This is a genomic window from Mycobacterium sp. 852013-50091_SCH5140682 (genome assembly GCF_001665685.1).
Taxonomy (GTDB): Bacteria; Actinomycetota; Actinomycetes; order Mycobacteriales; family Mycobacteriaceae; genus Mycobacterium.
The window spans coordinates 21,773-28,262 of record NZ_LZTB01000125.1 but is presented as its reverse complement, the minus strand read 5'-3'; the positions used below and the strand labels follow the sequence as shown (position 1 = coordinate 28,262).

The following is a 6,490-nucleotide window of genomic DNA, read 5'->3' as shown; positions in this document are numbered from 1 at the left end:
GTGGAAAAGTAGGACACCGCCGAACACACATTAAGAATCGCCCCCCACCCCACGGTGGGGGGCGATTCTCATATTCAAATGGAAATTGCGCTGCTTTAGTGGCTCTTCGCGAATGAGAGTGCATCGGTGGTTGGCGGTTATCCGCGTTTGGAGTCCGTGTCGTTTCGGTGAGGCGGAGCCTCGGTGGGTGACGATGCGGGTTCCTACTCCTGCGCTTCGTCAACGCCACCGAGGTCACCCTTGCCTGAGGCTGCTGCCTGCCCGCCGTCTGTTGTTGCCGACACGATCATGCGCACGATGGAGTTGGGGGTGACGATCACCGACGCCGCCGTCGATAAAAAGGCCGCGACGATCTTCTGCACCCCGGTGACCCGCGACCCCAAATGCCCGGACTGCGGGAACGAGAGCCGCTACCGCGATACCGTCACCCGGCCGCTGACTGATCTTTCCGTTGCCGGCTATCCGTTGGTGTTGCGGGTTGCCGCACCCCGCTACCTTTGCCTGACCCCGCAGTGTGGGCGTTCGGTGTTCAATCAGGACCTCGGCAAGCTGGCTGCACCGCGGGCCAGCACGACGCGCCGGAGTGCTCGGTATGTATTGCGGCGGTTGATGATCGACCGCACCACGATCGCGGCGACCGCCGCGGAGTTAGTAGTGTCCTGGCGCACCGTCAGCTTGATCGCTGTGCGAGCGACCGCCAGCCTGGCCGCCGCCGCCGGCCCGGATCGGCTCGCCGGTGTGAAGGTGATCGGCGTCGACGAGCATCGCTGGGCACCCCGCCGTCGTGGGGCCGAGGGGTTCGTCACGCTGATCATCGATCTCACGCCCGACCCATGATCACAGCGGTCCAGCACGCCTGCTCGACATAGTCGAAGGACGGTCAGCGACCGCACTGGCGTCGTGGCTATCAACTCAACCCGCGGGGTTCGCCCAGGCTGTGGAGGTCATCGCAATGGACGGGTTCACCGGTTACAAAACCGCCGCGGCGGCGCGGCAGGGCTGGAGGAGATCGCCCAACTCGGCCGCACCATGGTCCGGCGACGCGACGACATCCTGGCGTTCTTTGACCACCGCGCCTCCAACGGACCCACCGAAGCCATCAACGGACGGCTAGAAGCACTGCGCCGCAACGCCCTCGGATTCAGAAACCATACCCACTACCGACTGCGCTCACTGCTCCACAGCGGCGCACTCCACGCACTTGTCAATGCACTGTGAAACTCGGAAGCGCCGCATTACCTCCCATATTTCAGATATGCCATCAGCGCAATGAAAAGGAGACACAACGCAAGCCCCACCCATGCCTTGATCGCGTCGCGTCGGTTTCGTCGCGCCATCTCCCCGGACCCGTAATCGTCGACAACGCGGCTGCTCAAGCCGAAATTCTCAACCAGCGCAAGCCAATCGGCTTCCGTGACACCATATGTGGGTTGGTCCGCAAGCGCGGGCTGGTCCGCGCCACCAAAGATGTCGCGCCAGGTGTACCGATAATCGCCTCGGGTATAAACCATCCCAAACTTCATCGGGCATGGCCTAATTCTCAGGGGTTGCAGACCCGGAACGGTCACGATCAGAAGAGGGTCCGTATGCCATGGGTCGTCGTCACTCATGGCGAATCTGTGTCGTGCTGGCCTCGCCGTCACTTGCGCAGTCGAAGCCGAGGCGATGAGCGCATTCGTCGCCGGGTCGAGCAGCCGGATAGCGTCGTTTATCCCCATATCAAGGACCAGAGCCGGTGGTGTCGGCGGCGCCTTGGTGACGATTCCTGAAACCATCGGCGGAAGCGGAACAAGTTCATAGCGCAGAATCGGTTCCCCCGACCGAGCCGATTCGTCGTCGACATGCATCCAGTAACCATCCCATGCCCCGCGCCTACCGATCCCAAGTCAGGAAACGGAGCCCCCGGCGCGGTCAAGTCAGTGGCGACGGTGACGCCGAGATGCAGCGACGGGCCAACGTCGGCCGCTGCCTGGTTTGCCGCGACGTGGCTTGAGAGAAGGGGGCTGGGGGGCGCACATGACTGCATATCGATTGCGCAGACCTCCCGGCCCTTCGTTGGAAGTGGAGAAGAAGACCCCCGAATTCGCCCGCTGAACCACCCACCGAGGCCCTTTAGTTCGTCCGCAGTATGGCCCGAATTCGCGTCGCCGATAATGTCACCGCGGCGCGGTATTTCCCGTGCTGCAATATGCGGTAGATGTCAACCGGTACCTCATCAATTCACGGGTCACGCCTCCGTAGCCGCGACCGACCTGTCACCCAGCGGTGCCGGATCTTATTGGCAGGCACCTGCGTGATGTGGTCGCAGGCCCGGCAGCAGTACGTCCGGCAGCCGGGCGACCCGGGCCGCCAGCCGACCAACACTGTGCCGGGCCCGAATTCGGCGCCGCACACCTCACATCGCTCGGGTGCCACCTCAGTCCACGCCACGGTGAGACCGTAGACCTGGGCGGGGACATGCCCTCGCCTGCGGCGAGCGGCGGTGCTGTCAAATCTGTTGCAGCTGACGGAAACTGGGCTGCGCTCCGATGAGTCTCTCGCGTCAGGCGGGCAGCGATGCGAGCATCTCGGATGCCGCCCTGGTCCACGATGCCACGTCGGGTGGCCCGGGGATGTTTCCGGCCACCAGCACCGCGTTCACCAAATACTTGTCGGTGGCTACCCGCATGACTGGGAAATCGCCTGGGCGCGTGAGGGGTTCGATGATCATGCGGAGACCGATGCCGGGCACGACCGTCGCTCCCGGTTCGCCGATACCGGCCAGGAGTTGCTCGGTGATCACTCCGGTGGCCGGTGACTGGACCTTGATCGACGCCGTGAACGACAGCACGCCACCCTCGGTGGCGTAGTAGCTGCAGTTGTGCCCGACGGTCCCGTCGGTGTTCTTGATGTCGGTATCGCGGCCATCATCGATGTCGACGCCCGCCAAGTCCGACATCTGCCGGCCGGTGAGCAGACAGTCCGATGGCAGGACATGGTCACGCCACTCCATGACCGGCTTGTCCTGGCTCGGCACAGACGTGACGTCGCCGCCTGCGGTCGGCTGCCCCGTCACAACGTGCGAACAGGCGGTGGCGCACGCCAGTGTCGCGAGAACTACCGCGAATCCGCAGTTTCTCCTCACCTGCATCAGCCGCTGGGCAATCTGCAGGATCAGCTCTCGCGGGCCTGCTCGGCGTGCAGCGCTTTCACGCGCCGCTGCTCGCGCAGCACGTCCTGGTAGCTCTCGCGTTCGGCGACCAGCCAGTCGGGCTTCTCCGCGAGCAGCTGATCGATCTGCTCGGTGGTGAGCGCCTTCTCGACGCCGCCACGGGTGAGACCGGCGATCGAGATGCCCAATTTGGCGGCGACGAGGTTCTTGGGGTGCGGCCCGTTCTTGCGGAGGTCCTTGAGCCACTGCGGCGGGTCCGCCTGCAGGGCGGCGAGCTCATCGCGGGTGATGGGCTTCTCTTGGAACTCCGCAGGCGTCGCGGGCAAATACAGGTCCAGCTTCTTCGCCGCGGTGGCGGGTTTCATGGACTGCGCGTTCGGCCTGCTCATGGCATCAGCCTATCGGTAGCCTGAGGCGGTGACCTCGCTCTCCCTGACCCTCGGGTACGTGCCGGGCGGGACGCCCGCGAAGTGGGCGCGGATCTGGGCGGAGCGTCATCCCGGGGTTCCGCTGAGGTTGACTCCCGTCACCGCGGCGGACGCGGCCGACGCGGTGCGCGCAGGCACCGTCGACGTGGCGTTGCTTCGGCTGCCGGCCGACACGTCCGGGTTGGCCGTCATACCGCTCTACGAAGAGACGACGGTGGCTGTGGTGCCGACCGATCATCTCCTCAGCGCGGTCGATGCGATCGCCGTCGACGACCTCGACGGTGAGCCGACGCTACGGCCACTCGACGACGTCGTCGCCTGGCCGGACGCCCCCGGCGCTCGGGTCGATCACCGGCCCGAGAGCACCAAGGACGCAATAGAACTCGTCGCCGCCGGGATGGGTGCGCTCATCGTTCCGCAGTCTCTGGCACGGCTGTATCACCGCAAGGACCTGACGTACCGCCCGATCACCGATGCGCCGACCTGCCCCGTCGCGCTCGCCTTTCCGGAAGGGCCGCAGCCGGAACTGGTCGAGGAGTTCATCGGGATTGTGCGGGGCCGCAAACCCAGTTCGTCGCGGGGGCAGGCGGCCCAGCCCGGGGCGAAACGCACCGCACGGGAGAAGACTCTCGCCAAGCAGGCCGCCCGCGCTGCCGCGGGCAAGGTGGCCCGCAAACCGGGACGGGCCGGGCGCGGCCGACACTGACGCCGCCTCAAACGACGAGTGGCCAGTTATCACACGCCGAATTTCGAATCGCGTGCGATAACTGGCCATTCGGCACAGCTGGCGGACTAGGTGTGCTGAGGGCTCTGAGCCTTCTTGTACATCGACTTCAGCAGCAAGTCCCGGAAGGTGTGGTTGTCCAGCGCCTTGAGACCTGCGCCCGCAACGCCCGGAAACCCGGCGAGCTTGTGGAAGAAGCGGCCGCGCCGGTACTCCCGACCCCACGTCGCGTGCATGCGCTGCGCGTAGTTGGTGAAATCGTCGGGCCCACCGTTGGTCAGTGCCGCGATGGCACATTCGCCTGCGGTCAAACCGGATTCGAGAGCCTTGGAAATCCCCGCGCCGGATACCGGCTTGCCTGCGCCCAGTGAGTCGCCGACGAACAGCACACCGGGACGCCAGGGCGGCCAGGCCGTGAAGCCCATGGGCAATCGCCAGGCCCGCACGCTCTTGTTCTTCTTGAGTTCCTCGATGGGCGGCAGCTCCCACTCGCGCGGAAGCGTCCGGAGGAAATCGCCGAGAAACTGCGTGGCGTTGATGGATTGCCAGTTCTTGTAGCTGTTGACGTAGCCGAGGCCGATGTTGAAACGGCCGCCGCCCATCGGGAACACCCAGCCGTACCCGGGCAGCTGATCGTTCTGGAACATCAGCTTGAGATAGATGTCGAAGCTGTCGGAGTCGGGCCGGTTGGCGTGCATCTCCGAGCGGATCGCAATCGCCGAGTAGCCGTTGTACTCAGAGTCGATCTTCAGTGCTCGCTTGATGGGGGAGTAGGCGCCGTCGGCAGCGATGACCGCGTCGCCGAACACCTTTTCGCCGCTCTTGAGCACCACGCCCACCACTCGCCCTTTGGCGTCGAACTCGGGGCCGGCCACCTCGGAGCCCTGACGCACCTCGGCGCCCGCCGATTCGGCGTGCTTGAGCAGCAGCGTGTCCAATTCGGTGCGGCTGACGGTGTGGCCGTGGTTGGGCATACCGGGACGGCGCGGGAAGGACAGCTCCCACTCGCTGGGGCTGTACACGGTGACCTTGTTGATCCGATGGAACTTGGCGACCTCGTCGGCCAAGCCCATCTTCTGCAGGTAGCTCACCGCCCGGGCAGTGAGGCCATCGCCACAGGGCTTGTCCCGTGGGAACTGCGCCTTGTCCAGGACGACCACCTTGGCGCCGGTTTGTGCGGCCTGCCACGCCGCCGCGGACCCGGAGGGGCCGCCACCGGCAATGACCAGGTCGTATCGCTGCGTCATGAGCCTCGTCTCATCGGTTGAGTGTCGCAGCGATACTACCGAAGCCGGCTGTGTCCGGCGTGACGGGGACAACCGCCGCTCAGAGGGGTTGTTTGCGGATTACGGGACGGTCTGGGCAGGTCAGCGCTATCAGGGCGAGTACAGTGATCGCGTGCGGCGAGGGGTGAGACCACATACCAGCGGCGAAGCGGGCGTCAAAGTAGACGCCCGCAGCGAACGCTGGCGTGAGCATCGAAAGCGGGTGCGGTCCGAAATCGTCGAGGCCGCATTCCGAGCCATCGACCGGCTGGGCCCCGAGCTGAGCCTGCGCGAGATCGCGGAGGAAGCCGGCACCGCCAAGCCGAAGATCTACCGCCATTTCGCCGACAAGTCCGACCTGTTCCAGGCCATCGGCGAGCGTCTGCGCGACATGCTGTGGGCAGCCATCTTCCCGTCGATCAACCTGGCCGCCGACCCGGCCCGCGAGGTCATCCGGCGCAGCGTCGAGCAGTACGTGCGCCTGGTCGACGAACATCCAAACGTGCTGCGGTTCCTGATCCAGGGCCGCTTCGCCGAGCAGAGCGAATCGACCATGCGGGCGCTCAACGAGGGCCGCGGGATCACCCTGGCGATGGCCGATATGTTCTCCAACGAGCTGCGCGAGATGGAGCTCGACGGGGCCGCGATGGAGCTGGCGGCGTTCGCCATGTTCGGTGCGGCGGCATCGGCCACCGACTGGTGGCTGGGCAGTGAGTTGGACAGTCCGCGCCGGATGCCGATCGACGAATTCGTCGCGCATCTCACGACCATCATGGTGGGCTCGATCAACGGCACCTGTGAATTGCTGGGCATCTGGATCGACCCTGATCTGCCACTGCACGAGGGTGTGCAGCGTCGCGAACACGTTGGCTGACCGGGTTCGTTGACAGCCGGGTCTCAGGTCCGCAGACTGGCGGGTATC

General features: G+C 65.3%; 7 protein-coding genes and 2 pseudogenes. 5 read left to right on the top strand and 4 right to left on the bottom strand.

The annotated features are described in order from the left end of the window. The first annotated feature begins 309 nt into the window (after positions 1 to 309). From A5784_RS39930 to A5784_RS39920, 3 genes and pseudogenes are all read left to right on the top strand, one after another. Positions 310 to 837, top strand: coding sequence for a transposase family protein (locus A5784_RS39930; protein WP_064949061.1), 528 nt, complete (start codon positions 310 to 312; stop codon positions 835 to 837). Beyond that, positions 818 to 931: pseudogene (locus A5784_RS39925) on the top strand (hypothetical protein); the annotation flags it as partial. The gene A5784_RS39930 and the pseudogene A5784_RS39925, both read left to right, overlap by 20 nt. A 68-nt stretch (positions 932 to 999) precedes the next feature. After that, a pseudogene (locus A5784_RS39920) lies at positions 1,000 to 1,218 on the top strand (transposase); the annotation flags it as partial. A gap of 17 nt (positions 1,219 to 1,235) precedes the next feature. On the opposite strand, the gene A5784_RS32905 reads toward A5784_RS39920, so the two are convergent. The 3 genes from A5784_RS32905 to A5784_RS32895 form a co-directional block, all read right to left on the bottom strand. Further along, on the bottom strand, positions 1,236 to 1,847 hold the full coding sequence (locus A5784_RS32905) for a hypothetical protein (protein WP_156750919.1): 612 nt from the start codon (positions 1,845 to 1,847) through the stop codon (positions 1,236 to 1,238). Positions 1,848 to 2,542: 695 nt separating this feature from the next. After that, positions 2,543 to 3,055 carry a hypothetical protein gene (locus A5784_RS32900; protein WP_064949059.1) on the bottom strand — a complete coding sequence of 171 codons (513 nt, stop codon included), beginning with the start codon at positions 3,053 to 3,055 and terminating at the stop codon, positions 2,543 to 2,545. A 98-nt stretch (positions 3,056 to 3,153) separates the two neighbouring features. Then, the gene (locus A5784_RS32895; protein ID WP_064949058.1) at positions 3,154 to 3,540 is read right to left on the bottom strand and encodes a DUF5997 family protein; all 387 of its coding nucleotides are present in this window, start codon (positions 3,538 to 3,540) and stop codon (positions 3,154 to 3,156) included. Positions 3,541 to 3,568: 28 nt separating this feature from the next. Here A5784_RS32895 and A5784_RS32890 point away from each other — a divergent pair, with 28 nt between their 5' ends. Beyond that, positions 3,569 to 4,285, top strand: a complete 717-nt coding sequence (locus tag A5784_RS32890) for a LysR family substrate-binding domain-containing protein (protein WP_064949057.1) — start codon at positions 3,569 to 3,571, stop codon at positions 4,283 to 4,285. A gap of 86 nt (positions 4,286 to 4,371) precedes the next feature. On the opposite strand, the gene A5784_RS32885 is transcribed toward A5784_RS32890, so the two are convergent. After that, entirely contained in the window at positions 4,372 to 5,550 is a 1,179-nt protein-coding gene (locus A5784_RS32885; protein WP_064949056.1) for an NAD(P)/FAD-dependent oxidoreductase, read from the bottom strand. Between the two features lie 151 nt (positions 5,551 to 5,701). Here A5784_RS32885 and A5784_RS32880 point away from each other — a divergent pair, with 151 nt between their 5' ends. Further along, positions 5,702 to 6,442: a TetR/AcrR family transcriptional regulator gene (locus tag A5784_RS32880; RefSeq protein WP_029366142.1), complete on the top strand. Its 741-nt coding sequence runs from the start codon at positions 5,702 to 5,704 to the stop codon at positions 6,440 to 6,442. Positions 6,443 to 6,490 lie beyond the last annotated feature (48 nt).

What these genes read in the sequence shown, in the direction of transcription:
- A5784_RS32905 (WP_156750919.1), bottom strand. Translation starts at nt 1,847, where the DNA reads ATGCATGTCGACGACGAATCGGCTCGGTCGGGGGAACCGATTCTGCGC.
- A5784_RS32895 (WP_064949058.1), bottom strand. Translation starts at nt 3,540, where the DNA reads ATGAGCAGGCCGAACGCGCAGTCCATGAAACCCGCCACCGCGGCGAAG.
- A5784_RS32885 (WP_064949056.1), bottom strand. Translation starts at nt 5,550, where the DNA reads ATGACGCAGCGATACGACCTGGTCATTGCCGGTGGCGGCCCCTCCGGG.